At 71.6% G+C, this 25,707-nt stretch carries 23 protein-coding genes and 1 pseudogene; 11 read left to right on the top strand and 13 right to left on the bottom strand.

What is annotated here, in order from left to right:
- Positions 1–10 precede the first annotated feature (10 nt).
- Positions 11–1,453: a lipase maturation factor family protein gene (locus ACZ4VT_RS04915; protein ID WP_467946666.1), complete on the top strand. Its 1,443-nt coding sequence runs from the start codon at positions 11–13 to the stop codon at positions 1,451–1,453.
- On the opposite strand, the gene ACZ4VT_RS04910 is transcribed toward ACZ4VT_RS04915, so the two are convergent.
- A complete protein-coding gene (locus ACZ4VT_RS04910) occupies positions 1,439–2,419 on the bottom strand; it encodes an NAD-dependent epimerase/dehydratase family protein (RefSeq protein WP_467946664.1) in 981 nt (326 codons plus the stop codon). The genes ACZ4VT_RS04915 and ACZ4VT_RS04910 overlap by 15 nt on opposite strands.
- A 151-nt stretch (positions 2,420–2,570) precedes the next feature.
- A complete protein-coding gene (locus tag ACZ4VT_RS04905; RefSeq protein ID WP_467946852.1) occupies positions 2,571–2,744 on the bottom strand; it encodes a hypothetical protein in 174 nt (57 codons plus the stop codon).
- 341 nt (positions 2,745–3,085) lie between these two features.
- Between ACZ4VT_RS04905 and ACZ4VT_RS04900 the strand changes: the two genes are divergently transcribed.
- Positions 3,086–3,478, top strand: a complete 393-nt coding sequence (locus tag ACZ4VT_RS04900; RefSeq protein WP_467946838.1) for an HD domain-containing protein — start codon at positions 3,086–3,088, stop codon at positions 3,476–3,478.
- Between the two features lie 83 nt (positions 3,479–3,561).
- Here ACZ4VT_RS04900 and ACZ4VT_RS04895 read toward each other — a convergent pair whose 3' ends face one another.
- On the bottom strand, positions 3,562–5,049 hold the full coding sequence (locus tag ACZ4VT_RS04895) for an SDR family NAD(P)-dependent oxidoreductase (RefSeq protein WP_467946662.1): 1,488 nt from the start codon (positions 5,047–5,049) through the stop codon (positions 3,562–3,564).
- 292 nt (positions 5,050–5,341) lie between these two features.
- Here ACZ4VT_RS04895 and ACZ4VT_RS04890 point away from each other — a divergent pair.
- Positions 5,342–6,082: pseudogene (locus ACZ4VT_RS04890) on the top strand (DMT family transporter); the annotation flags it as partial.
- A 96-nt stretch (positions 6,083–6,178) separates the two neighbouring features.
- Here the strand turns inward: ACZ4VT_RS04890 and ACZ4VT_RS04885 are convergent.
- On the bottom strand, positions 6,179–7,507 hold the full coding sequence (locus ACZ4VT_RS04885; protein WP_467946661.1) for a transglycosylase family protein: 1,329 nt from the start codon (positions 7,505–7,507) through the stop codon (positions 6,179–6,181).
- A gap of 194 nt (positions 7,508–7,701) precedes the next feature.
- On the opposite strand from ACZ4VT_RS04885, the gene gndA reads away from it, so the two are divergent.
- Complete coding sequence (gene gndA / locus ACZ4VT_RS04880; protein ID WP_467946659.1) at positions 7,702–9,147, top strand: NADP-dependent phosphogluconate dehydrogenase; 1,446 nt, start codon at positions 7,702–7,704, stop codon at positions 9,145–9,147.
- A gap of 230 nt (positions 9,148–9,377) precedes the next feature.
- Here gndA and ACZ4VT_RS04875 read toward each other — a convergent pair whose 3' ends face one another.
- The 5 genes from ACZ4VT_RS04875 to ACZ4VT_RS04855 form a co-directional block, all read right to left on the bottom strand.
- Positions 9,378–10,016, bottom strand: a complete 639-nt coding sequence (locus ACZ4VT_RS04875) for an aspartate/glutamate racemase family protein (RefSeq protein ID WP_467946657.1) — start codon at positions 10,014–10,016, stop codon at positions 9,378–9,380.
- A complete protein-coding gene (locus ACZ4VT_RS04870; RefSeq protein WP_467946656.1) occupies positions 10,013–10,372 on the bottom strand; it encodes a GNAT family N-acetyltransferase in 360 nt (119 codons plus the stop codon). Before ACZ4VT_RS04870 ends, ACZ4VT_RS04875 begins: the two co-directional genes overlap by 4 nt.
- Positions 10,373–10,387: 15 nt before the next feature.
- Complete coding sequence (panD, locus tag ACZ4VT_RS04865; protein ID WP_030717564.1) at positions 10,388–10,807, bottom strand: aspartate 1-decarboxylase; 420 nt, start codon at positions 10,805–10,807, stop codon at positions 10,388–10,390.
- Positions 10,808–11,119: 312 nt separating this feature from the next.
- Positions 11,120–12,034, bottom strand: coding sequence for an SDR family NAD(P)-dependent oxidoreductase (locus ACZ4VT_RS04860; RefSeq protein ID WP_467946653.1), 915 nt, complete (start codon positions 12,032–12,034; stop codon positions 11,120–11,122).
- Between the two features lies 1 nt (position 12,035).
- Positions 12,036–12,569 carry a nitroreductase/quinone reductase family protein gene (locus ACZ4VT_RS04855; protein ID WP_467946651.1) on the bottom strand — a complete coding sequence of 178 codons (534 nt, stop codon included), beginning with the start codon at positions 12,567–12,569 and terminating at the stop codon, positions 12,036–12,038.
- Between the two features lie 449 nt (positions 12,570–13,018).
- Between ACZ4VT_RS04855 and ACZ4VT_RS04850 the strand changes: the two genes are divergently transcribed.
- The 3 genes from ACZ4VT_RS04850 to ACZ4VT_RS04840 all read left to right on the top strand — a co-directional run bounded on the left by ACZ4VT_RS04850 (position 13,019) and on the right by ACZ4VT_RS04840 (position 15,836).
- Positions 13,019–13,615, top strand: a complete 597-nt coding sequence (locus ACZ4VT_RS04850; RefSeq protein WP_467946650.1) for an ATP-binding cassette domain-containing protein — start codon at positions 13,019–13,021, stop codon at positions 13,613–13,615.
- On the top strand, positions 13,612–14,475 hold the full coding sequence (locus ACZ4VT_RS04845) for a hypothetical protein (RefSeq protein ID WP_467946648.1): 864 nt from the start codon (positions 13,612–13,614) through the stop codon (positions 14,473–14,475). Before ACZ4VT_RS04850 ends, ACZ4VT_RS04845 begins: the two co-directional genes overlap by 4 nt.
- A 101-nt stretch (positions 14,476–14,576) precedes the next feature.
- Positions 14,577–15,836 (top strand): polyprenyl synthetase family protein, encoded by a 1,260-nt coding sequence (locus ACZ4VT_RS04840; RefSeq protein ID WP_467946647.1) that lies wholly within the window; start codon positions 14,577–14,579, stop codon positions 15,834–15,836.
- A gap of 705 nt (positions 15,837–16,541) precedes the next feature.
- Here the strand turns inward: ACZ4VT_RS04840 and ACZ4VT_RS04835 are convergent.
- The 4 genes from ACZ4VT_RS04835 to ACZ4VT_RS04820 all read right to left on the bottom strand — a co-directional run bounded on the left by ACZ4VT_RS04835 (position 16,542) and on the right by ACZ4VT_RS04820 (position 20,211).
- On the bottom strand, positions 16,542–16,727 hold the full coding sequence (locus tag ACZ4VT_RS04835; protein WP_467946645.1) for a class I SAM-dependent methyltransferase: 186 nt from the start codon (positions 16,725–16,727) through the stop codon (positions 16,542–16,544).
- Between the two features lie 420 nt (positions 16,728–17,147).
- Positions 17,148–17,384, bottom strand: coding sequence for a hypothetical protein (locus tag ACZ4VT_RS04830; RefSeq protein ID WP_467946643.1), 237 nt, complete (start codon positions 17,382–17,384; stop codon positions 17,148–17,150).
- A gap of 419 nt (positions 17,385–17,803) precedes the next feature.
- The gene (locus ACZ4VT_RS04825) at positions 17,804–19,270 is read right to left on the bottom strand and encodes an NAD(P)/FAD-dependent oxidoreductase (RefSeq protein ID WP_467946641.1); all 1,467 of its coding nucleotides are present in this window, start codon (positions 19,268–19,270) and stop codon (positions 17,804–17,806) included.
- 185 nt (positions 19,271–19,455) lie between these two features.
- Positions 19,456–20,211: a class I SAM-dependent methyltransferase gene (locus ACZ4VT_RS04820; protein ID WP_467946639.1), complete on the bottom strand. Its 756-nt coding sequence runs from the start codon at positions 20,209–20,211 to the stop codon at positions 19,456–19,458.
- Between the two features lie 975 nt (positions 20,212–21,186).
- On the opposite strand from ACZ4VT_RS04820, the gene ACZ4VT_RS04815 reads away from it, so the two are divergent.
- From ACZ4VT_RS04815 to ACZ4VT_RS04800, 4 genes are all read left to right on the top strand, one after another.
- Complete coding sequence (locus tag ACZ4VT_RS04815; protein WP_467946638.1) at positions 21,187–21,846, top strand: HalD/BesD family halogenase; 660 nt, start codon at positions 21,187–21,189, stop codon at positions 21,844–21,846.
- Positions 21,847–22,114: 268 nt separating this feature from the next.
- Positions 22,115–22,915 carry a bestrophin-like domain gene (locus ACZ4VT_RS04810; protein WP_467946636.1) on the top strand — a complete coding sequence of 267 codons (801 nt, stop codon included), beginning with the start codon at positions 22,115–22,117 and terminating at the stop codon, positions 22,913–22,915.
- A gap of 340 nt (positions 22,916–23,255) precedes the next feature.
- Positions 23,256–24,245: an ATP-grasp domain-containing protein gene (locus ACZ4VT_RS04805; RefSeq protein ID WP_467946634.1), complete on the top strand. Its 990-nt coding sequence runs from the start codon at positions 23,256–23,258 to the stop codon at positions 24,243–24,245.
- A complete protein-coding gene (locus ACZ4VT_RS04800) occupies positions 24,242–25,489 on the top strand; it encodes a M20 metallopeptidase family protein (RefSeq protein WP_467946632.1) in 1,248 nt (415 codons plus the stop codon). Before ACZ4VT_RS04805 ends, ACZ4VT_RS04800 begins: the two co-directional genes overlap by 4 nt.
- Positions 25,490–25,707: the final 218 nt, after the last annotated feature.

Here is a 25,707-nt window from a genome sequence, read left to right as displayed (position 1 = left end):
ACTGGAGGCGATGGACTGGTTCACGGCGCCCGGATACTGGCTCGCCCGGCTGGTCTTCCAGCGGGCCCTGGCCGGGATCTACCTCGTCGCCTTCGTCGGGGCCGCCCTGCAGTTCCGGGCCCTGATCGGGGCGCACGGCATGCTGCCCGTCCCGCACTACGTGCGGTACGTGCCCTTCCGGCGCGCCCCGAGCCTGTTCCAACTGCACTACTCGGACCGCTTCTTCGCCGGCTGCGCCTGGACCGGCGCGGCACTCGCCGCGGCGCTGGCCGCCGGGGCCGGGGACGAGGTGCCGCTGGGCGCCGCCATGGCGATGTGGGCCCTGCTGTGGCTGCTCTACCTCTCGATCGTGAACGTGGGGCAGACCTGGTACTCCTTCGGCTGGGAATCGCTGCTGCTGGAGGTGGGCTTCCTCGCCGTGTTCCTCGGCAACGCCCGGGCCGGGCCGCCGGTGCTGGTGCTGTGGCTGCTGCGCTGGGTGCTCTTCCGCGTGGAGTTCGGGGCCGGGCTGATCAAGATGCGCGGGGACTCCTGCTGGCGCAAGCTGACCTGCCTCTACTACCACCACGAAACGCAGCCGATGGCCGGGCCACTGAGCTGGTTCTTCCACCATCTGCCGAAGCCGCTGCACCGGGTGGAGTGCGCCGCCAACCACGTGGCCCAACTGGTCGTCCCGGTGCTGCTGTTCACCCCGCAGCCGGTGGCCTCGTACGCCGCCGGGATCATCGTCGCGACGCAGCTGTGGCTGGTGCTGTCCGGCAACTTCGCCTGGCTGAACTGGCTGACGATCACGCTGGCGCTCTCGGCCGTGGACTTCACCGGGCTCGCGGGCGCTCCGCCGGCCGCCGCCTCGCGGGGGGCTCCCGTGTGGTTCGTGGTCCTCGTCTGCGCCGTGACCGCCCTCGTGCTCTTCCTCAGCCGCCTCCCGGTGCTCAACATGATCTCGCGCCGGCAGGTGATGAACCGCTCCTTCGACGCACTGCACCTGGTGAACACCTACGGGGCCTTCGGCTCGGTCGGCCGGGTCCGCATGGAGGTGGTGGTCGAGGGCACCGCGGACCGGGTGCCGCACGAGGACGGCGGCACCTGGCGGGAGTACGGCTTCCGGGGAAAGCCGACCGAACTGCGCAGGGTCCCACGCCAGTTCGCCCCGTACCACCTGCGGCTGGACTGGCTGATGTGGTTCGCGGCGATCTCCCCGGGCTACGCGCGGGACTGGTTCGGGCCGTTCGTGGAGCGGCTGCTGGCGGGCGACCGGGACACCCTGCGGCTGCTGCGCCACAACCCGTTCCCGGACGCGCCGCCCGTCTACGTCCGGGCCCTGCTCTACCGCTACCGGTTCACCACCTGGCGCGAGCTGCGCGAGACGGGGGCCTGGTGGCACCGCACACTGGTGCGCGAGTACCTCCCGCCGACCCGCCTCGCGGACGCCTGGCCGTCAGAGCCCGAGTAGCGCGGCCTCCCGCTCGGCGTCGATTCCGGGGGCCGGCCGGTCCGGCCGCTGCGGGGGGACGCCGCCGAGGGTGCGCAGCCAGGCCCAGGTGTCGGCCACGGTCTCCTCGACCGGCCGGCACTTCAGGCCGGCCTCCAGCGCCCTGGTCACGTCCCCGCCGAACATGTGGTCGTGCAGCTCGCCCTCGGGGAGCCAGACCGGGAGCTCGGTCCACGGCTCCACGCCGGCCGCCAGGATCACCTCCGGGTCGGTCCAGCGCAGGTCGCCGCCGCCGGTGGCGGCGGCGCAGGCATCCAGGAAGGTGCCCATGGTGGCGTGCCCGACCGGGGAGACCAGGTTGTACGGGCCGCCGAGCCCGGCCTCGGCGGCGTCCAGGGTCCAGCGCGCGAGATCGCGTACGTCGATGTACTGGAGCGGGAGTCCGCGGGGGCCGGGGGCGACCACCGGACCGCCGCGTGCGGTGCGGTTCAGCCACCACGGCAGCCGGCCGACGTTCTCGTACGGGCCGAGGATCAGGCCGGCGCGGACCAGCAGGGCACGGTCCGCGAAGGCGTCCACTGCGGCGAGTTCGCCGCCTCTCTTGTCCTCGGCGTAGGCCGTCGACCCGGCGTCCGGCGAGCCCTCGACGAGGGGGCCGTCCTCCCCCTGGCCGGCGGGGGCCGGGTAGGCGTACACCGAGCGACTGGAGATGTAGGCGTACGTCCCGGCGCGGCCGCTCAGCAGGCGCGCGCTGTCGCGCACCGCCGTGGGGGCGCCGCCCCAGGTGTCGACGACGAGGTCCCACCCCCCCGCGGCGAGGGCGGCCAGGCCGCCGGGGGCGGTGCGGTCCCCGTGCAGGGCCGCGGCGCCCGGCGGGGGCGCGTGGTGTCCGCGGTGGAAGACGGTCACCTGCCAGCCCCGGTCGAGGGCGTCCTCGGTGACCGCGCGTCCGACGAATTCGGTACCACCCAGCATCAGCAGCTTCATGCCCGCCAGCCTGCCCGGGGAGGGTGGGGCGGGGGAAGCGGTGATCGCCCTCGGCGATGACGCTCAGGGCGTAGGCGGGACGGGAACCTTCCGGGAAGGGCAGCGCCCCCGGTGCCGATCGGCCCGGGGGCGCGCTGCGCTGCTCTGCGGATCAGTCGATTCCGGGCAGGATGTGCGATTCCGCCAGGTCGTCCTCGTAGCCGGCCAGCCGGATCGGGGCGGATCGGGCCCAGACCTCAAGGCTGCCGAGTTCATCGGTCCGGGGCTTCGCCCGCGTCACCGTCCGCTCCATGGCCGTCGGTTCGGGCTTGGTCTTCTCAGTCACCGCGCACTCCTTTGTGTCGCGTAACCCGGCAAGCGGACCGCGAGCCGGGCAAGGGATAAAGGGTTTCCGGACGCGGTGGCGCCTTAGTGGAGCGCGGCCCGGATGGGGGCCGTCTTGATGCCCCAGAGTACACATATGAGCGGACCTCCGCTCGATAGGAAGGCAAAATCCGCTGCGCCCTCTTAGTTTCGTCCCGAGTTCAGCAAGTCGTAGGTCGGCGGGTACGTGACGGGTGATGTGCTCGGACCCGGATGCGCGAGGCGCTACGGAGGGGGTCGGCGGTGTCGAGGTCCGGAGTGCCGGAGGCCGAAGTGCCGTACGTCGCAAGCGTGGTGGAGCTGATGGAACTGCTGCACGGCAGCCACGACGACCACGCCCTGCGGACGGCGGCGCTGCTTCGCCGCTCCCGCCCCTCCGACAAGGAACTGCAGCTCGCGGGCTTGCTGCACGGCATCGGCCACATGCTCCGTCCGGGTGACAGAGCGCGACACGCCGTACTCGCAGCGGAGGCGGTGCGCCCGCTGCTGGGCGAGCGGGTGGCCCGGCTCCTACGGCTGCACGCACCGGCTGACGGAACCGGTGACGACGCGGGGGAAGCGGGGGACGAGGCCGACGCCGTGGCCACCCTGCGCCAGGCCCACGACGCGGCCGAGGGATCGGCACTGGACGCGGGCGTGCTGGAGGACTGGCGGCCGCTGCTGGAACTGGTCGCGGCCGGGTCCTGCCGGGCCTAGAGCCCCGTGGGGGAACGCGATCGACCCCCTCGGTTCGCCGAGGGGGTCGATCGCGGGCACGTCGTGGCCCGGGGCCGCCGGGACTACCAGTTCGCCGGGGCGTAGTCCTTCAGGAAGACGCCGAACAGGTCCTCGCCGAGCTCGCCGCGGACGATCGGGTCGTAGACCCGGGCCGCGCCGTCGACCAGGTCGAGCGGGGCGTGGAAACCCTCCTCGGCGAGGCGCAGCTTGTCGAAGTGCGGGCGCTCGTCGGTGATCCAGCCGGTGTCGACCGAGGTCATCAGGATGCGGTCGGCCTGGAACATCTCCTGGCCGCTGGTCCGCGTCACCATGTTCATCGCGGCCTTGGCGGCGTTGGTGTTCGGGTGGCCCGCGCCCTTGTAGCCGCGGCTGAAGACGCCCTCCATCGCCGAGACGTTGACGACGTACGCACGCCCGCTGGCCGCCTTCCGGGCGGCTTCCGCCATGGCCGGCCGAAGTGCGCTGATCAGGATGAACGGCGACGTGTAGTTGCACAGCTGGGTCTCGAGCAGCTCGACCGGGGAGATCTGGTCGATGGTCTGCACCCAGGTGTTGCTGTCGACGACGTCGGGCAGCAGGCCGCCCGCGTCGATGGCGGTGCCGGCGAGGTGCCGCTCCAGGCTGGCGTTGCCCGCGACCAGGGCGAGGTCGGCGACCTTCTGCGCTTCGAGCCCGCTCACCCCGACGGGCAGCGCCGCCAGGCCGTCGACCGCGCCGGAGTTGAAGGCGCCGATGACCTGGTGGGCGGGGAGCTCACCGGCGGGCAGCGGGGCGGCCTCGCCCTCGACCAGGGCCGCGTAGGCGCTGGGCAGGCGGCGCACGGTCTGGGTCGCGTTGTTGATCAGGATGTCGAGCGGGCCGGCCCCGGCCACCTGGTCGGCGAGGGCCACGGCCTGGGCGGGGTCGCGCAGGTCGATGCCGACGACCTCCAGGCGGTGCATCCACTCCGCCGAGTCCTCCATCGCCTTGAAGCGGCGGATGGCGTCCTTGGGGAAGCGGGTGGTGATCGTGGTGTGGGCGCCGTCGCGCAGCAGCCGCAGCGCGATGTACATGCCGATCTTGGCCCGGCCGCCGGTGAGCAGCGCGCGCTTGCCGGCGAGGTCGGTGCGGGCCTCGCGCCGGGCCCGGTTCTCGGCGGCGCACTCGGGGCAGAGCTGGTGGTAGAAGTAGTCGACCTCGACGTAGCGCGTCTTGCAGACGTAGCAGGAGCGCGGGCGCTGGAGTATCCCGGCGATCCGGCCGGCCTCCGTGACCGAGGAGGGCAGGATGCCCTCGGTCTCGTCGTCGATGCGCTCGGCGGAGCCGGTGGCGGTGGCCTCGGTGACGGCCTTGTCGTTGGCGGTCTTGGCGGCGCGGCGCTCCTGGCGGCGGCGCTGCTTGACCGTGCGGTAGACACCGGCGGTGGCGCGGCGGACGGCGATGGCGTCGGGGTGGTCGACGTCGATCTCGTCCAGCTCTTCGAGCACGCTGAGGCAGAGCGCCAGCCGCTCGGGGTCGATGCCCGGCCCGTAGTCCTGCCCCTGCTGCCGGCTTTCTTCGGTCACCGTCATGGCCGCTGCGTTCCTTGATCACTCGTCCGCATCCGCCTGCTGCGGAAGTCCTCAAAAGGGGAACTGTACGGATCCCACGCGCCCGGAGCCAAACCCGCTCCCGCGATCCTCACGGACCGCGAGCGGGCGGTCACCGTAGGGGGCTGCGGTGGTGAGTCGCGGGCTCCGTAGGGGTCGTCGTCCCGCCTCGGTGAGGGCCACGCTGGCGTACTCCGGTACTACGCCGGGAGTATGACCGGTGACCACCTGTGGGCGGAGGAATAGCGCAGATGGGTCGGGCATTGTGGACCTTATGAGTGCACTGGCGCCGGCGGTCCTGCTGTGTCTCGTGTCCGCCTTGGCGTACGCGGGTGGCGCGATCGTCCAGGAACGGGTCGCGGCGAGCACGCCGGACCGCCCGTACGCCCCGCTGCGGCGGGGCGGCTGGTGGGTGGCGGTGGGGCTGAACGGCCTCGGTGCGCTGCTGCACGTGGTCGCACTCGCGTACGGACCGCTGAGCCTGGTGCAGCCGCTCGGCGCGCTCACCATCGTCTTCGCCCTGCCGCTGGCGGCCGTGTTCGTGCGGCGCCGGGCGGGCGCGGCGGCCTGGCGCGGGGCGGTGCTGGCCACGGTGGGCCTCGCCGGGCTGCTGGCGCTGACCGGCGGGGACGGGCGGGCGGAGCAGGCACTGGGGGGCGGCGAGCGGAACGTGCTGCTGACCGTGACCGGGGCGGCGGTGGCCGTGCTGTTCGTGGCGGCGCACCGGATGCACCGGGCGGTGCTGCACAGCGTGCTGCTGGCCGCGGCCGCCGGTACGGCCTTCGGCATGGCCTCCGTGTTCACCAAGTCGGTGGCCGAGAACTTCGCCCCCGGGGCGCTGGGCGGCTTGTGGCCCGACCTCGTGGCGATCGCGTCGCTGGCGGCCGTCGGCCTGTTGCTGTCGCAGGCGGCCTACCGCGGCGCGGGGCTGACCGCGCCGCTGGCCACCGTGACGGTGATCAACCCGGTGGTCGCGGCGACGGTCGGCATCACGCTGTTCCACGAGGGCTTCCGCTACGGGGCCGCCGGCACCGCCGCGGCGGTGGCCAGCGCCCTCGTGGCGGCGGCCGGTCTGGTCCTGCTCACGGCCGTGCCCCCGCTGGTGCGGGGGTCAGATGCGGACTCCGTGGCCCCGGAGGTACTTCAGCGGGTCGATGTCGGAGCCGTAGCCGGGTCCCGTGCGCATCTCGAAGTGCAGGTGCGGGCCGGTGGTGTTGCCGGTCGAGCCGGAGCGGCCGATCCGCTGGCCTCCGGAGACCTGCTGGCCGGCCTTCACGCCGAGGGCCGAGAGGTGGGCGTACTGGGAGTACCGGCCGTCGGTGTGCTTGATGACGACCTGGTAGCCGTAGGCACCCGCCCAGCCGGCGGAGACGACCTGGCCGGGCCCGACCGACTTGACGGTGGTGCCGGTCGCCACGGGGAAGTCGACGCCCGTGTGGTAGCCGCTGGACCAGTGGGAGCCCGAGATGCGGTACGCGGTGCCGAGGGCGGCGTCGACGGGGGCGGAGAAACCGCCCGCGGCCGGCTTCTGCTGCGCTGAGGCGGGCTCCTGCGCGGGCTTCTCCGCCGGCTTTTCGGCTGGTTTTTCGGCCGGTTTCGGCGGTGCGGCCTTCTCGGCGGGCTTCTCGGCGGGCTTCTCGGCCGCCGGTTCCACGGGCTTCACCGGGTCGGCGGTCCGCGGCGGCTTCTCGGGGTCCTGCCTGGCGGGCGGCGGCGTCGACGGTTCCGTGGGCGGCTTGGCCGGTCCGGCGGTGATCCGCAGGGTCAGCCGCTGGCCGGGGAAGATCAGGTTCGGGTTGGCGCCCACGGTGGCCCGGTTGGTCTCGTACAGCGCCTGCCAGCCGCCGTCGACGTGCTGCTCGGTGGCGATCGCGGAGAGCGAGTCGCCGGGCGCGACGACGTACGGGTTCGGCAGGACGGAGGTCCCCGTCGGACTCGGCGTGGCGCCCTGGGCCGGGGCCGCCGCCTTCGCCGGCTGGGCCGGCGCCACGGCCTTGGGCTGCGCCGCCGACTGCGCCCTGGGCTGCGAGGGTGCCTGCGGGGCGACGGCCGGCGCCGGGCCGCTGCGGGTGAGGCCGGCCTTCTTGCCGCACTGGGGCCACGCCCCGGGCCCCTGGCCCTTCAGGACCTTCTCCGCGACCGCGATCTGCTGGTCCTTGGTGGCCAGGTCGGCGCGCGGCGCGTAGGCGGCGCCACCGAAGGCCCGCCAGGTGCTCTGGCTGAACTGGAGGCCGCCGTAGTAGCCGTTTCCGGTGTTGATGCGCCAGTTGTTGGTGGACTCGCAGGCGGCGACCTTGTCCCAGGTGTCCACGGTCGCGCCGTGGGCGACCCCGGCGCCGATGAGCGGGAGCGCCATCCCCGCGCCGCCGGCGGTGACGGCCAGCGAGGCCCGGTTGATGCTGCTCGGCTGATACCGGCGGTGCCGGCCCCGTACACCCATGGGAGCCCCCATCGAAGACATCAGGAACCGCACAACTTAACGTTGCGAACAGGGCATGACAAGGGGCGCAACGGGGCGCTCGCCAGCGGTACTTGACGGTGTGTTGCCTGTCAGGAGATCCACGGGCGGCCGCGTGGCGGTAGCGTCGGCAGTCCCGCACACGGAAGCACACCGAAGCACGCAGGAGCGCAACGATGAGCACCAGCACAGCCCAGATCGGCGTCACCGGGCTCGCCGTCATGGGCAGCAACCTCGCCAGGAACTTCGCCCGCAACGGATTCACGGTGGCCGTACACAACCGGACCGCCGCCAAGACCACGGCCCTGGTGGAGGAATTCGGGCACGAGGGCACCTTCGTCGCCGCCGGGTCGGCGAAGGAGTTCGTCGACGCGCTGGAGCGCCCCCGCCGCATCGTCGTCATGGTGAAGGCCGGTGAGCCGACCGACGCCGTGATCCACGAGTTCGCCCCGCTCCTGGAGGAGGGCGACGTCATCATCGACGGCGGCAACGCCCACTTCGAGGACACCCGGCGCCGCGAGAGGGAGCTGCGCGAGCAGGGCATCCACTTCGTGGGCGCGGGCATCTCGGGCGGCGAGGAGGGCGCGCTGCTCGGCCCGAGCATCATGCCGGGCGGCTCCGCCGAGTCGTACGACTCGCTCGGCCCGATGTTGGAGAAGATCGCGGCGAAGGCCGAGGACGGCACGCCGTGCGTCTCGCACGTCGGCCCCGACGGCGCCGGACACTTCGTCAAGATGGTGCACAACGGCATCGAGTACGCCGACATGCAGCTGATCGCCGAGGCCTACCACCTGCTGCGCGAGGTCGCGGGCTACTCCCCCGCGCGGATCGCGGAGACCTTCCGGGGCTGGAACCGGGGACGCCTGGACTCGTACCTGATCGAGATCACCGCCGAGGTGCTCGCGCACACGGACGCCGCGACCGGCGGCCCGTTCGTCGACGTGGTGGCCGACGCCGCCGAGCAGAAGGGCACCGGCCGCTGGACCGTGCAGATCGCCCTGGACCTGGGCGTGCCGGTGTCGGGGATCGCCGAGGCGGTCTTCGCCCGCGCCGTCTCCGGCCACACGGACCTGCGGACGGCTGCCCGCGGGCTCGCCGGCCCGACCGCCACAGCGCTCGCGCCGGAGGCGGCGGAGGCCTTCGCCGCGCAGGTGGAGCAGGCGCTGTACGCGTCGAAGATCGTCTCGTACACGCAGGGCTTCCACCAGATCCGCGCGGGCAGCGAGGAGTACGGCTGGGGCGTGGACCTGGGCGCGATGGCCTCGCTGTGGCGCGGCGGCTGCATCATCCGGGCCGCGTTCCTCGACCGGATCAAGGCGGCGTACGACGCCAGGCCGGACCTCGCGAGCCTGCTGGCGGACCCGGGCTTCGCGGACGAGATCGGCGCGGCGCAGGACGACTGGCGCGCGGTGATCGCGGCCGCCGTGGGTCAGGGCATCCCGGTCCCGGCGTTCGCGGCCTCACTCGCGTACTACGACGCCCTGCGCGCCGAACGGCTGCCGGCGGCCCTCACCCAGGGGCAGCGGGACTTCTTCGGGGCGCACACCTACCGGCGGACCGACCGCGAGGGCTCGTTCCACACCCTCTGGAGCGGCGACCGCTCGGAGGTCCGCACCGACTGACGCCCGGCACCGGCCGTCACTGGCTGAGGGGCCCGGGCTGGGGGACCGGCGCGGGTCCCGGAGGCGGGGGGATGGGGTCGGGCTCGGGCACCGGGGCGGGCACGGGCGGCACGGGCCGCGGCATGGGCTCCGGATCGGGGAACGGGCCGGGTCCCGGGACCGGCGGTTGCGTCTGCTCTACGTTTCGTCCCATGTTGTTCAGTTTCCCGCGATGGCGGCGGGTATGCCCCCTACAGCGGCGCCGGACGCAGCGCGAGACCGGCGGCCAGGCCCGGCGCCGGGCTGGACAGCACCGGGACCGGGCTCGTGGTCAGGCGGGCGGCCCCGGCCATGGAGGCCTGGGCGAGCACGATGACGTCGGCGCAGGTGACGGCGTCGGCGGCCGCGGCCACGCGGGTCAGGTACCCGGCCGTGTCCCCCACCTCGAAGCGCTCCCAGGCCCCGGCGACCAGATGCGTACGGACGGACACGCTCCGCTCGCCCGCCTCCTCGGCCAGCAGCGCGGCGGTCGGGGCGAGCGTGGACTCCAGGGCGGCCAGTACGGCGATCCGCCCGCCGGTGCGCACCGCCGCGGCCGCCATCGGCCGGTCCACCCGCAGCACGGGGACACCGAGCCGCGGAGCCAGCGACTCCGCGGTCGCCCCGATGGTCGAACAGGTGACGAGCACGGGCGCGGGCCCCGCGCCGGTCAGCAGGGCCAGGAGGGCCGGAGCCACCGCCCGGGGCCCTTCGGCGCGGGCCCGTTCCAGCAGTTCCGGCGCCACCAGGTGGCGCAGTACGGCTCCCGGATGATGCCGGTCGCGCAGCGCGTCGAAGACCGGGACGTGCACGGGCGAGGTGTGCAGCAGGACCAGGCCCGGTTCCGTCACCAGAGGTCGGAGTCCGCGGCGAGCCGGGCTTTGGCCGCCGCCACGACCTCGGCGGCCGGCTCGGGCGCCTCGTCGGGGTGCTTGGCGGCCCAGCTCGCCGCGTACGGGCAGAGCGGCACGACGGGCACGCCCTCGGCGGCCGCGATCCCGTAGAAGGTCCGCACCAGCCCCCCGGCGATGCCCCGGCCCTCGTGGGCCGGCTCGACGACGGTGTGCACCGCCACCAGGGCGTGGGGCGCCTCGGCGAGCACGAAGTAGGCGATGTGTCCGACCACCGCCCCACCCTCCACGGCGAGCAGCCGTCCGGCCTTGCGCTCGTCCCGGAACCCGATCGGTGTGCTCTGGCTCTGCGGCATGGTCCCCGACTCCCGTCAGACAGCCACCGCGTGGGGGCTGCGCTCCTGATCCGTACCCGGCACCGGGGCGGAGGGATCCGCGCCCAGCTCGACGATCCGGTTGTCGCCGTCCACGTGCACGACGCGGGGCTTCAGCGCCCGCGCCTCCGCGTCCTCGACCTGTGCGTAGCTGATGAGGATGACCAGGTCGCCGGGGTGCACCAGATGGGCGGCGGCCCCGTTGATCCCGATGACCCCGGAGCCGCGCTCGCCCTCGATAACGTAGGTCTCCAGCCGGGCCCCGTTGGTGATGTCCACGATGTGGACCAGTTCCCCGGGCAGCAGATCGGCCGCGTCCAGCAGATCGGCGTCGATGGTCACGGAGCCGACGTAGTGCAGGTCGGCCTGGGTGACGGTGGCCCGGTGGATCTTGGACTTGAACATGGTGCGCAGCATTTTGAACTCCTGGAAGACGGCTCCCTGCCAGCTTTATGCAGGTCAAGGGCGTCCTTCACTGTACATCGGCGCACGCGTCAGATCGAAGATTATTAGGAACATCGGCACCTTCTGACGAGAAGGCTCCCGGCCTGCGCATTCGCGCGAACCAGCCTGTCGTGACGCCGCCGACCAGGCGTCCAATCGGTCAGCCACTTTGGAACGCTTGGGGACTGATGTTGACCAGATGCCGACTTACCTGATGGCCCATCAGCGGCATGGGGGGCAGAGGACGACTCGCTCCCCGGCGCTCCTCCGAACTGATCGCCGGTTTCATTGCCCAGCCTCGGTAGGTGCGAGCCGGCCGCCGGGGAGGCAGGAGGCGGTTGTTCGTGCGCTGAGTTCAGTGTCGTAGTCGGTGCGGACGTGGGTTCCGGCGCCCGAGGCGACGTCGTCCATCCGCAGGGCGTTGTCGGTGATGTCCTGAACGCGTTGGGGGAGAACGGCTGCCCAGGTCAAGAAGCGTGAGGTGCGGGGAACGTAGATGCAGGCGCGTGGCTTGATGATCGCCCGCGCGACTGCTTCTGCGACGTGCGCGGGCTCCAGCGGGCGCAGCAGACGTGGCTCGATGCCGGGGGTCATGGCGGTCGTGATCATGTAAGGGAGGACGGCGGTGACATGGATGCCGTCCTGACGGAGTTCACGCCTCAGGCTCTGGGAGAAGGACACGACTGCGGCCTTGGTGGCGCTGTAGACGGCGAATCCGGCCAGGGGTTTGACGGCTGTGATGCTTGCGATGTTGACGATGTGTCCGCTGCCCTGGGGCCGCATGTGTTCGAGGGCTGCGAGAGAGCCTCGTACGACGCCGCCGAGGTTGACCTCGCAGGTGTAGGCCAGCACGTCGGGTGCCTGGCCATGAAGTCGGCCCAATGGCATCACGCCCGCGTTGTTGACCCACACGTCCAGGCGGCCGTGCCGTTCCATCGCCGCAGTGGCCATACGATCGGACGCGCCCAGGTCGGTGACGTCCGCTTCCACGGCGGTGTGCTGGTGGCCCAGCTCGGCGGCTACCGCCCGAACCCGAGGCCCGTCGACGTCGCCGAGGACCAGCTGGTAGCCATCGCGGTGGAGCCGGCGTGCGATGGCGTGCCCCAGGCCACGCCCTGCGCCGGTGATGACGGCGACCGGCGTGTCGCGGGCGCTGCTGGGCCGGGGAGGGTGGGGGGTCTGGTCGTGTCGTGCTCGCACGTCAGCTCAACGACGCGGCCTGGTCCAAGTCACCTGCGGCGGTGGGGTGGGCATCGTGGGCCGGGGTGAGCAGGAAGACCCGGATGTCGCGGCCGCTGGTGGCCGCGTAGTCATCGAAGACGGGTACAGCCGCCAGGATGCTGGGGCGGGCAGCATGGAGTTCCTCCGCGGTCAGCTGACGAGCATGGACGGAGAGGGTTTGGCCGTGCCAGGTCACGAAGGCGGCGGGCTGGCGCAGGAGGTCCTGTGACCAGGCTGGATGTCGCGGACGGCCGAAGTTGGTTCCCATGACCAGGAAGCGATCCTGCCCGAACTGAGCTGTGGCCAAGGGAGTGTTCCTGGGGTGGCCGTGACGGTCGGTGGTGTGCAGTAGCAGGGTGGACAAGGCCATGCTGCTGGGCATCCACCGTCCCCCGGTGCACCGGGAGACCAGCCGGTCGATCGGCGGCAGGAGCAGCGGACAGATCTGTCGGAAGAGACGGGTGCCGACCCCTTTCCAAAAGGCACGACGCAGTGCATCGAGCGTGCGAGGCATCGGCGCCTGTCCTTCTCCGTCTCCGACGGTGTTGAGGTGTTCACACACCTGCCGGTCTGGGGCGAATAGCCATGACCGCAGTTGTGCGCCGACCAGCGGCAGCGCTCTGCGCGTGCTGCGGCAGGGGATCCGGCGGCAGGCTCTGCACGCCGTCGCCCACGCGCCATCCTCCGCATGCCTTCTTCTGCCCATGGGACTTAACGGTGCGGCAATCGCAGAGGTTCTTCTGAAGCCCGGCCGTTGAAGCCCGGCGTCGCAGGTCAACCGCTCATGCATCCGCAGTACGAGGAAGGATTCGAGCAGCCCGCTGGGCAATGGCTGCTTGGGCCACAGGCACGGGTCACGGATTCAGTGTCCGGCGCGCGATTTCCTCGTTGGGCTACTTTGTGAGAAGTGGATCACGAGCGGATCGGAATCGAAGCACGTCCGGGGCGGGGCCGCCGCTGCGCATGACGGGGGTGTGGAAATCCTACGGGCGCCATGCGGTGCTCCGCGGCGTGGATGTGGTGGTCGAACCCGGCTCCCTGGTCGGTGTGGTCGGGGAGAACGGTGCCGGCAAGACCACCCTGCTGCGCACGATGGTGGGTGAGCTTGCACCGGACCGGGGGACAGTGCACCGGGAGGGCGAGGTGGGGTACTGCCCGCAGGACACGGTGGTCAACCCTCTGCTGAGCGTGGCCCAGCATCTCGAGCTGTTCCGCGTGGCCTACCGGCTGCCCGACGTGGCGCGGGCGCGGGCACTATGGGCGGTGCTCGGCGGCAAGGGCGTGCTGGAGCAGCGGGCCGGGACGCTGTCGGGCGGGACCCGGCAGAAGCTCAACCTGGTACTCGCGCTGATGCACCAGCCGACGCTGCTGGTCCTGGACGAGCCCTACCAAGGCTTTGACTGGGACACCCATCAGAGGTTCTGGCGCCTGGCACGGGATCTGCGCGACGGCGGTCAGGCTGTCGTCGTGGTCTCGCATCTCGTCCACGACCTCGGGCATTTCGACCGGGTCTACGAACTGCGCGACGGCGTGCTGCTTGAGGGGGTGCGCGCCGCGTGAGCCCCTTCGGTACGTCCTTCACGACGGCGCTGCGGTTCGTGCTCGCGGCCCATGTGCGCAATCGCCTCGCGCTGGTCCTCGCCGTCACGTTCCCGCTGCTGTGGATCTTCCTCACACGGACATACGGCTACCACGTGACACTGCACTTCCAGGTGTTCCCGGCCGGCGGCTACATCGAGGCCGACAACAACCACACCACCCAGGTCAACAGCGCGATGAACGCGGTCACCGTGATCGCCGGCTTCATGACGTTCATGGAGGCGCTGAAATCCGGGCCGCTGGACCGGCGCCTGGTCCTGGCCGGATACCGGCGGCGCCACCTGATGACGGCAAAGGTGGCGGCCCTGGTCGTCATCGCCGCCGTGCTTGCGGCATACACGGCCGTACTGCTTCACCTGTCCTTCGACCAGGAACAGTTCGGGGCACTGGTGCTGGCGTTGTTCACGGCGAACGCCGCGTTCGGCGGGATCGGGATCATGCTGGGCTCCCTCCTGCGGGGCGAGCTGGAGGGCTTCTTCGCGATCATCATGGCCAGCATCATCGACAACGGGCTCCAAAGCCCGGGCATGAACCCGCCGGCCGACCAGCCGGGCCTGCCGCTCCTTCCCCTGAACGGACCGTCCCAGGCTGCCTATGCCGCGGCCTTCACCGACGCGTGGCCAGGCGCGTACGCGGCCCGCGGACTGGTGTGGTTCGCACTGACCGCCACCGCAGGAGTCCTCATCTTCTCCCTGCGCACCCGTTCCTACCAGCGACCCCGCCCACGCGGCACACCGGCACGGCTCCCGGCGCAGACCGTGGGCAAGGGGAAAGCAGCCGACGCCGCTGGCGGTCCCGGACGGGTACAGAAGGGCATCTGATGCTGACGCGGCCACAGCCGCCGGCAACGGCGCCAGGCCCGCGCACCGCACCCGCAGCAGCGGACACAGGCATGTTCCGCCCCGAGTAGATGGAGACGCACGTGCCCCCCGGACAGCAAGGCGAACTCAGCCGCGAGACGATCACGCCGCCGGACAGCCAGCACACCGCCGTCACACTCCCCGACACCCCGCAAGGCATCCGGCTTCCCGGTCCCCACCGATACGGTGCCGCCCTGTTCGGGCCGTGCCAGGAGCTGGACGACCAGGCCGGACGCACACCGGAGTGGCTGGAACGGGACATCGACCACCTCTACCCGGCACTGCCACAACCCGAGGCAACCGGCGACCTTTTGACCGCGGCGTGCACGGAGCGCCTCCTGCCGGCAACCGCCCAACGCCTACAGGCGCGGCTGCACGCGGCGCTTATCGGACCGGTGCGCCAGACCGTCGATCACGGCGGCCGGCGCTGGAGGCCAAAGCTCGCGGCCACCGTGATCGACGCACTGGGCGCCGACAGCCGCCCTTACGGACCCCTGTGGGCGGCCTGCGAACTCCTGCACACCGGGTCACTGATCATCGACGACATCCAGGACGGAGCTCCACTGCGTCGCGGACACCCCAGCGCCCACCTCGTCCACGGCACCGCCACCGCCATCAACGCCGGCACCGCCGCCTACTTCGCGATGCACCGGGCCATCCGCCGCACCCTGCCCGACGACCCCCGCCTGCGTACCAACGTGTACGACGCCTACCTCAACGCCCTGCAAGCCGCGCACACCGGGCAGGCCCTCGACCTCCAGGGACATCACGAGGAAATGACCGCCGCGCTGGACACCGGGGACACCGGAACCCTGAAGCAGCTGGTGGCCCTCACCCACCGGCTGAAGTCCGGCGCGCCCGTCGCTGCGGCGTTCCGCATCGCCGCCCTGGTCGCCGCGGCCAGCCCTGCCCAGTGCGACGCGCTCGCCGCACTGGGCGATGCCGTAGGCACCGCCTACCAGATCACCGATGACGTCGCCGACCTGCGCGGCGTCACAAGCCAGGACACCATGACCAAACGCGTGGCCGAAGACCTGCTCAACGCCAAGGTCACCTACCCTCTCGTCCACGCCGTCGCATACCTCCCCCGCGACGAAGCCCGCCACCTCTGGCACCAGGTGCGCTCCGGCTTGGCCCGGGAGGCCGCGGCCCGTGCCGCACGACGCATCGCCGACTGCGGGGCCCTCGACCAGTGCGCGGACGAGGCCGACCAGATGGTCCGCGACGCGTGGGCAACGGCTTCAGCCCTGCTTCCCCCCTCGCCGGTGACCCTGACCTTGGGCAGGCTCTGCACCGACGTCCTGCGCTCCCGAATCGCCTGATTCCCAAACCGTAGGGCCTGCTTACGCGAACCGGAGCGAGACGTCAGTCCGCTCACCTTGCCGCCAGATCCCGCACACAGCAGTCAGCCGGTGCTCTCCAAGACGACGCCCAGCAGGGGGCGGACGACCGAAGGGGCGCAGGGGCCACTGGGCAACCTTGGAGAAGGGGCGGCCGTGAGGCAGGCCCTGGGGTGACGCTGAGGCCGCCGGTGGAGCCGATGCTCGCGCATGCCGCGGAGTCGGTGCCCGGTCCCTATGCAAGGAAAGGCGGGGCCGCCTTTGAGTAGAAGTTCGATGGGCGCCGGGCCTGTATTCACGCCGGTCGGGCCCCGGCAGCGGGGTGTTGTTGCAGTCGCCGGGGGCGCTGACGCGGGACCGGTTACCCGAGGCACGCGCGCACGCCACCGTCGCGCTGCGTTCCGGTCCGTGGGCGGCGGGGGGCCGACCACCGCCGAACGCTTGAAGCTATCGCGTGGAAGTACCCCATCAACTCGCCCTGGCCTGGCCTGGGCTGCCCCACGCGCTCGGCTCCATTCCGCCCACAGCGCCCTCTACGGAACCGATCCCCAGGACAACCGCGGCGGGTTCCTCCACGAGGTCCTCCACCGCCCGCTCGGCGAAGCCGTCGAGTACACCGCCAAGCCGGTACCGAGCGCATCCCCCGCCTACCTCGCCGGTCACCTTTCGAGGCAGCCCCTGCCCCGCTCAGCAACGACCGTATTGCTTTGGCCGGCTCCGCCCACCCCCGTCCGCGACGACGAAGTGGATGCGGGGATTGGTACCGAAACGCTCGCGGGCCTGCTTGATGTGGTCCTCCACGAGGTCCACCGCCATCACCTGCTGGACTGTGCGGGCCATCAGGTCACTGGTGTATCCGCGTCCGCAGGCCATGTCCAGCCGCTACGGGCCGGGTGCCACCGTGCCGCCAGGCCCATGTCGGTGCTTCCACCGGTGACCACGACGGAGCGGCCGTTTGTCATCCGCACTTTGTCGTCGGCTTACCTGAAGCCGGCCCGCACGGCCGCGCCCGATCACCGCAGATCTCCGGCCGACGCCGACCGGCCGCCAGCACGCCATACGTCGGAGCGGCCTCGCCCTCGACGCTGGAGCAACGCGCCGGCCAGTTGCGCGGACCGGGGCTGCTAGGGACGAATAGAAACGATCAGCGGATGAGCCGGTCGGCACCGGGCACACCTCAGTGGATGAGTTGGCCCCGGTGAAGCCGACCGGCCGCGCGGAACTGTACGCAGAAGTCGATGTGCTCAAACAGTGTGGGTAGCCGCGGCCCGTGAAAGCTCTGCGGGTGCCGCGCTAGTTCGAGTGGTCGATGACGTTGCCGTTGGAGCAGTTGTTGGCGTGATCACCCACCCAGTCGCCGAGGACGGGCACCACAGCGACTTCCTGCAGGCATACGGCTGCGGCCGTGAAGTTCCAGTTGTTGGCGGCGTTGACGCCGCCGCCGAAGTTGGAGTCGTTGTCTGCGTGCGCCGGCGTGGCAAGGCCGATACCGACAAGGACCAGCGCGGCAGCAGTGATGATCTTCTTCATGCCTGCTGCAACGAAGACCCCTGGTCCAGGACACGGCCCGATGGGTCTGGGGCACCTGACTGGCTCTGCGGGTGGCACGCGGATGGATGCTCCTGCCACATGCGGTACACGCCCCACATGGTCGATTGGCTCACGCTGCTCGTCGCGAACGGCGGCGTCTCGGACACGTGGGAGCGGGTATCCCCCGGGGACGTCACCGTGACCACCAGGGCTGCTGGCCCCTAACCCCGCGCCGGGCCGGGCCGCCAGGGAAGGAACTGCATGCACGGGTCGTGATCCACGGAAGACACGCCTTCCCGGCCGAGGTCTGCCAGCCGGTTCACTGCCCCGCCGGGCGTCCGACGGGGGCCTGGCCGCGCCTGGATGTCACGGGTGCTCTGGCGGCCGGGACGTGGCGGCGTGTTCGGGTCACGCCGCCCCTACCCGAAGTGGGCCGTGTGGCGGTCCAGGTGGGCGGCGGCCAGTTCGGCCAGGGCCGGTCCGCTGCTCTCGTAGGCCAGTGGGGCGAGGTCCGGAGGCGGGACGTAGCCGTCGGGCATGGCCGCGTACGCGCGGTCCATCAGGCCCTGGTAGGCGTCGGCGAGCATCCGGGGCCAGGCCCCGGTCAGCGGGGGACGCATCCGGGCTTCGGCCGCGAGCGCCGCGTGGTGTGCTGCGGCCTCGGTGGCCGCTTCCTTGGCGGTGAGGTCGGTGATCAGCGGGCGGCATGGGGTGAACGCTGCGAGTGGGCCCGGGAGCGCGCAGGCGGTGCCGTCGGAGGCGAGGAGTGCGTCGGCGAGGGCGGTGGCGATGAGGGGGGAGGTGTGGAGGCCGTCGCGGTGCGTGCCCGAGGCCACCCAGAGGCCGTCCTTGGGGGTGGGGCCGATGACGGGGTGCCCGTCGAGGGCGAGGGGCCGGTTGCCGTGGTGGGTGTGCACGACTGCGGCTGTGGCCAGGTGATGGTCGAGCTGGCCGAGGGCGGCATCGAGGAGGAAGCGCAGGGCTCCGGCCGTGGGATGGGGGGTGGGGGTCAGGCAGGGGTGGGCGCTGGCGCCGATGTAGCGGGATCCATCTGCCTGCGGGACGGTGTGCAGCCCGCAGGCGTAGGCCCGGTTGGGGGTGCGGATCACGGCGGGAAGAGGCTGGCGCCCGGCGACGGTGAGGGCGGTGCCGGCCGCGGCCAGGACCGGAACGACCGGCAGGTGCGGGTCCAGGGCTTCGAGGACCGGGGTGGTCCAGGCGCCGGCCGCCACCACCGCGCGCGGTGCCCGGAAGACGCCGGCGGGGGTGTCGAGGAGGTAGCCGCGGTCGGGCGGGGCGGTGAGGGTGCCGGCCGGGGTGCGGATCACGTTCGGCAGTACGGCCAGGGCGGCGTCCAGGGTGGCCAGCCAGGCCCGGGCGTCGAGGAAGCCTTCCTCGGGCAGATACCAGGCCCGCAGGGCACGGTCGTTGTCCAGCGGGTGGTATCCGGGGATGTCCGACGGGCCGGTCTCCTGACATCCCAGCCCGTAGTCGGCCGCCGACTGGGCGATGGCGGTGAACGAGGCGTCGTCCAGACGCGAGGAGACCCCGTTCAAGAGGACGAACGTGCCGGCGCCGTACCCGTCCACCGGCGGGGCACCGACGCCCGCTCGGGCACGTACGCGCTCGCGCCAGGCCGGCCACCGGGCGGCGGCCGTGACCGCAAGCTCGGTACGCAGCCGCCCGTGCCGAGTCCGCGCTGTCTGCCCCGTGACCTCCCCCAGGGCGCCAAGCATCGCGCCCGCCGCACCCGACGCCCCCGCACCGCTCATGTCGCCGGCCAGCACCACCCGCACGGTCGGCTCCGCCGAAGCCAGCGCGAACGCGACCGAACGGCCCACCACCCCAGCGCCGACCACCAGCACGTCCACACCCTGCACCGGCACAGCCACTCCCCCAACTCATCAACCCCGAGCCTGCGGCGGCTGGCACCCCGCCACTGCGGCAGTCCCGCCATCCAGTCACCCCCGACACATCCCATGCGACCGGCGCACCTTTCGGCTGTACGGGATCGGGGCCGTCCGGTACGTCTCACGCATCCGCCCTGACAATGCCGCCGGCCCCTGTGTCTCTACGGAATCCCGGTGTAGCGGCTGACCGTCACCATCACCCCGCTGAAGAGACCTTCCCCGTCCGGGGACTGACGGTCGTGGAGTTCCAGCAGTTCGAAGCCCGCGGCTCCCAGCGCCTGCTCGAGCTCCTCGGGGGCGAGCATCCTGAACCGGGCGAAGTCCTCCGCAGTCGGCGTTCCCGCCTCGTCCTGCCACGTGCGCCGACGATCCAGGAGACGGCTGCCGGGATCGACCTCGTAGTGGACCTGTGCCGTGGCGCGGAGCTCGGGGGTATCGATGGTGAACCGTGAGGGGAGCGCGACTGCCCTGTCCGGCTGGAACGCGAGAGTTTCCAAGATCAGAAGTGTGCCGGCCTTCGCGTGCCGTGCCATGGACCGCAGGGCCGCGGCGATGTCCTGGTCGCTGTGGAGGTTGGCGATGGCGTAGCCGAAGCTGATGATCGCGTCGAAGGACCGACCCAGGCGCAGGCGGCGCATGTCCGCCTCGATGAACAGGGCACCGGGGAACTTCTCGGACGCTCGCCGCAGCATCTGCGGCTGCAGGTCCACGCCCACCGCGTCCACGCCATCGGCCGCGAAGTGGGCGACGTCCTCACCCGTGCCGCAGCCGACATCCAGCAGCGAAGCCGGCGTACCGCCGAGGTACCGACGGAAAGCCCGCTCGCACAGCGCGACATCGAGGTGGTGACTGTCGCCGTACACCTCATCGTAGAACTGCGGATTCCGGTACAGGAAGTTCTGCAACTGCCTCTCCATCACATGCTCCCTCGCAGGCTGGTGGGACCCTCCCCCGGATCACCGTCGGCCATGCGACGTCGCCCAGCCCGAATCCGCCCCCGACGTCTACTTGGGCGCCGCCCACCTGCTGAGCACCTAAGCCACCAGATGCCTCGCCCCTGGCGATGATCACTCGGTGAGCCCGGCTGGGCCCAGGGCGACTGACGGCAGGTCCCCTGAGGCCGGCGTGCGGCTGGTCCGGCTGGAGCTCGCCGCTGAGCGGACTTCCGCATCAGCGTTGGGTCCGATCCGATAGCCGATGCGGCGCACCCGGTCCGGCAGCCACCCATGCGCGGACGGCGCCTTCCCAGTCGGCGGCGTCCGGTGACCTCGGAACACTGACCTGCGCGTGGTCGTCCAACTCCCCGACCCGGAGGGCGGACGGCGCGTCCGCTGCGCTCGGCCGCGCCTTCAGCCCGGCGAGGCCTGAACGCAGCAGTGCGGGCCGCCGCCCGACGCAGGGGGCGGCCCGTACTGCTGCGGGCCGGGTGTCAGCAGCCCCTGGCGGTGACGGTAACGTCCTCCGGGTACCCGCGCTCCCACGTGTTCGCGATGCCGCCGTTCGCGACGAGCAGCGTGATGTCGTGCAGGGTCAGGCTGTACGTGCCAGTGCCGCGGCAGGTGTAGATGTCGGTGATCGTGGTGACGCGCTCTGCGGGCTGCCCGCAGTAGACCCGGTCCCCTACAGACGGTCGTCGCCACGATGGTCGTGGAAATCGAAGCGGACCAGGAACGTCCGCTGGAGTCGCGCCGCTTGGACCACCGGGCTCCCGGTGAGACGATGCCGACCCCAGGGCGGCCGTGGGTGCCGTGCGAAGGCTGCCTCACGGTTCGGGTGCAGGGTGTGCGTCTGCTGGCCTCGCCCTTCCCGTGTGCCAGCAGGGGGGCCAAGTGGTCGAGGAGGGTTTGTCCGCTGCGAGCACACGGGATGCATCAGCCGTGTTCTCGTTGCCCGTGCCCACACACTGGGTGCCCCTGCGCCAGCAGTTCGCCGCCGACGGCTACGTCGCCCTACCCGGGCTCATCAGTCCCGCGGGGCTCGCCGAGCTGGGAACGGAAGCCCGGAGACTGGAGGCCGAGTCGGTGCGGCGCGACTTCCGCATGCCCGCCATGGCGGACAGTCCCCGGCACATGACCACGCTCGGCGGACACCACATCGCCCGCGCTTCACCCGTCATCACGCGTCTCTACAAGGACCCGGAGCTGATGCGGCTGCTCTCCTCGCTCCTGGGCGAAACGGTCGCCCTTGTCCACGACCCCGTCGAGCGCCATGTCCTCAACGTCCTGCACCGGCCCGGGGACACCCACGGCGCACACACCGACGACTACCCGCTCGCCCTGGTCCTCTTCCTGGAAGCCCCACCGCACCCCACGGACGGCGGACTCCTGGAGTTCCACCCCGGCCGCGGCGACCTCGACGCCCTCGACGCGCCCGGCGCCCGCCGCGTACATCACCTGCCGGCCGACGGATACCTTCTGCGCAGCGACGTCACCGCCCACCGCGTCACCCCGCTCAAGCGTGAAGGACTGCGGCGTACCGTCCTCAACTTCGCGTACACCACGCCGGGACGCCAAGGGGCGACCACCTCGACCGCCTCCCTCCTCTACACCTGAGGCGCGTCCGGCCGGTCAGGCGCAGTCCAGCAGCCGAGGGCGGGCAGCCGATGGGCATTCCCAGCGGCCGGGCGCGCCGGGCATCGGGCATCGGGCATCGGGGTCCGGTTGCGCGGCGGGCGGCAGTTCGGGCATGCGGCTCTCCGGCACAAGAGGTGTCGCTCGTTCGAGGGCGAGGAGACGTTTCCGCTGTTCCGGGCGGTACGCGGTGTGGGACATGTTCCCGGCGCCCCGTATGGGGTCTCCCCTTTTCCGGAGGTGTCCGTCCGTGGTTCTTGTCATCGTCGTCGCCGTACTGGCCCTGCTCGCCGGCCTGGCCGCCAACCGCTGGCTGCGTCCCCGGCTCCTCAACGAGGACGACGACACGGGAATGGCGGTGAAGGACCTGGTCGGCCCCCTGCTGACACTGACCGTGCTGCTGCTCGCGTTCGTCCTGGTCACCGCCAACGGCTCGTACGGCAAGGCCGAGGTCGCCTCACGCGGCGAGGCACGGGCCGTCGACCAGCTCGTCGAGGCAGCCGAATACGCGCCCGACGCACAGCGGGCCGCGATCCAGGCGGACGCCGTCTGCTACGCCCGTGCCGTACGGAAGCAGGAGTGGCCCGCCATGGCCGACGGCAAGGGCTCGCCGGCTCCCAGCGTCTGGTCCACCGACTTCCGCCGGGTCTTCCGCGAGGTGGAAGGGAAGCCGGTCTTCGGCATGCTCGTCAGCGCGGACAACAAGCGCTCCGAGGAGCGCGAGGAGCGCCTCACCCAGGCCACCGCGAGTATCCCGAGCGCCATCTTGTGGTTCCTGCTGGCGACGCTGGTCATCACCGTGATGGCTTTGGGTGTTTGCCTTCCGCGCCGCAACAACCGGGGGCAGCTCATCACCCTCACCATCATCACCGCGCTCCTCACCACCACCCTGTGCATCATCCGCGACGTCGACCGCCCCTTCGGCGGCATCATCAACGTCCACCCCACCGCCATCACCGAGGCCGAACGCCAGGCCACCCGCGACTTCACGACGAACCACCCGGCCTCCGACCTGCCCTGCGACAACCAGGGCAACCGCCGCACTGCCTGACGGACAGACACCGTCCGCGGGCCAGGCCCTCAAGTAGGACGCCACCACCGCCACCGGCTGTGCCACACCCTCAGTAGTTGCGCCCTCGTTCCGGTCGATGGTGACCCCGGCGCGCTCTCGCGCTGATACACGTGCCTGGATGGGAGGCTGCCGACCCAGGGCGTTGACGGCGACGTGTGAGGGCTGCCGGACCCGCCTCGGCCGGAATCGGCTGAGAGCGGCCAGGTGAGGGCCGCTCCGGAGCCGAGCGGTGACTCGGCCACCGGTAATGAACAATCCTCGCCCGCGCCATGTGCCAGCACGTGCGGTGCGCTCGTCAGATGGAGGTGGCCCTGTGCGTGTGGCCCTGCTGATCGGAACTCTGGCGGAGGTCGACTCCTGCCAGGCCTTGTACGCGAACGCCCTGGCCGGGCTGGGTCACGAGGTGTGGGTCGGCTGCGTCAACGGCCTGTCCGCTCGCAATGACAAGATCCGGGTCGTGGCCGGGCGGGTGGAGGGCCCCCTGACGGCGGGTACGTGCCTGCCCGGGCCTGCGGGCGGGCGGACGCTGGAGGACATGGACGTGGTGTGGGTGCTCAACCATCCGCAGTCGTCGGTGCAGACCGAGGCGTGGCAGTTGCTGTGGCGCCTGAACATGAGGGTGCCGTTCGTCAATGACGTCGCCGGCATCCTCATGCTGGGCAATAAGACCAACCTTCCGGTCGTGGTGCCGGCCGGGCATCTGCCCGACACTCTGGTCTCCAGCTCGTATGACGAGGTGTTGGAGCGGTACGGCCAGGCGCCCCAAGCGCTGTGGGTGCTCAAGCCGACCGACGAGGACGCGGGTGCCGACGTGTACGTGCTGCAGCCCGGCTCCAGCAACAACCAGGTCCTGCTGCAGTCCCTCACCGGGAACACCGCGCTCGGCGACCTCCTCACCAAAGGCGGTCTCGGAGGTTTCCGGGCCCGTTACTGCGTCTTGCAGGAATTCGTGCCCCACCGCGCGGAGAAACGGGTCGTTCTGGCGGCCGGCCGGCCCGCAGCCGTTCTGGAGCACCGCCTCGCCGCCGGCGAGCACCGCGGCAACACCGCCCACCGGGCGACCTGCGCCGAGTCCACCCTGACCGGGGAGGAGAGGGACCTGTGTACGGCGATCGGTGAACGCCTGGCCCGTCACGGGGTGCGCTTCGCCGGCCTCGACCTCGCGTATCCGTACGTTTTCGAGGCCAACCTCGTCAACCCCGGCGGCCTCGACGAACTCCTCGCGCTCGGCCTGCCCGACCGCGCCCCGCACATCCTGCGCGACCTCCTCGCACAGACCGTCACCGAGCCCGCGGGAGTCAACGCGTGAACGAGGAAATCAGCGGGGCCCACCCGGCCGGCATGCCGGAGGAGGACGGCCTGCTCGCACAGGCCCGGCGCCTGCTGCCCGGCATTGTCGACCTGCGCAGGGCCCTGCACCGCGAGCCGGAGCTGGGTCGGAACCTGCCCCGCACCCGGGAACGGGTCCTTGAGTCCCTCAAAGGCCTGCCCTTGCACGTGACCACCGGAACGCGCCTCAGCTCGGTGACAGCCGTACTCGAAGGCGCACGGCCGGGCCCCACGGTGCTGCTCCGCGGCGACATGGACGCCCTGCCCCTGCACGAGGACACCGGCCTGGACTTCGCCTCCCGCACCGCGGGTGCCATGCACGCCTGCGGTCACGATCTGCACACCGCGATGCTCGTCGGGGCCGCCCGCCTCCTCGCGGCGCGACAAGACCGGCTCGCGGGCCGGGTGGTGTTCATGTTCCAGCCCGCCGAGGAAAGCGGCGGCGGCGCCGCCGACATGATCGAGGAAGGCGTCCTGACCACCCCCGACGGCCATGGCGTGGACGCGGCTTTCGCCCTGCACGTCACCACACGCTTCTCATCAGGCACCCTTCACCTGCGGCCGGGCCCCATGTTCGCGGCCTCCGACCTCATCCATCTCACCGTGCGCGGTCGAGGCGGCCACGCCTCGGCGCCCCACCTGGCCCTCGATCCGATCCCGGTGGCCTGCGAGATCGTCCAAGCCCTGCAGAGCCTCGTCACCCGCACCGTGAACATCTTCGACCCGGCCGTGATCACCATCGCCCGCATCGAAGCGGGCACCACCACCAACATCATCCCGGAGACCGCCGAACTTCACGGCACCTTCCGCACCCTGACCCCCGACACCCGCCGCCAGGTACGCGCCGGCATCGAACGGGTCGCCCGCCACATCTGCGCCGCGCACGGCGCAGAGGCCGGCATCGAGCTGACCGAAAGCTACCCGCCCGTGCACAACGACCCGGCATTCACCACCGTCGTGGAACGCGCCGTGGCCGCACAGCTCGGACCGGGCATCATCCACGACCTCGCCGTGCCGGTGATGGGCTCCGAAGACTTCGCCTACATCCTCGAAGCCGTCCCCGGCGCCATGGCCTTCCTCGGCGCCCGCCCGCCGTCAACGACGGCCACGAACATGCCGGACATGCACTCCAACCGAGTCGTCTTCGACGAAGACGCCATGGTCACCGGCATCGCCGCACATGCCGCCGTCGCCCTGCACCACACCAGCACGGCAGAGCCGTAAGCCGCCCGCTGCCGCACCCGCCGTCCGCGCCCGACCGGGGGCCCGCCCAGCGCCGCGGACGCCGGCGGCTACCAGCACGGTCAGCCGGCCGCAGCCAGCCCTCCCCCGAACCGACGATGATCTTCCGGACGAGGCGGTCGGCGCCGCCCCCAGGACCGGCCAGCCGAACTTCGACGGCGTTACGCGCCGGGGCAGCGGGGGCGGCCCTGCGTAGACGT

It is taken from the genome of Streptomyces sp. NPDC029164, from assembly GCF_055563995.1.
This window is presented reverse-complemented; position numbering and strand designations above follow the sequence as displayed.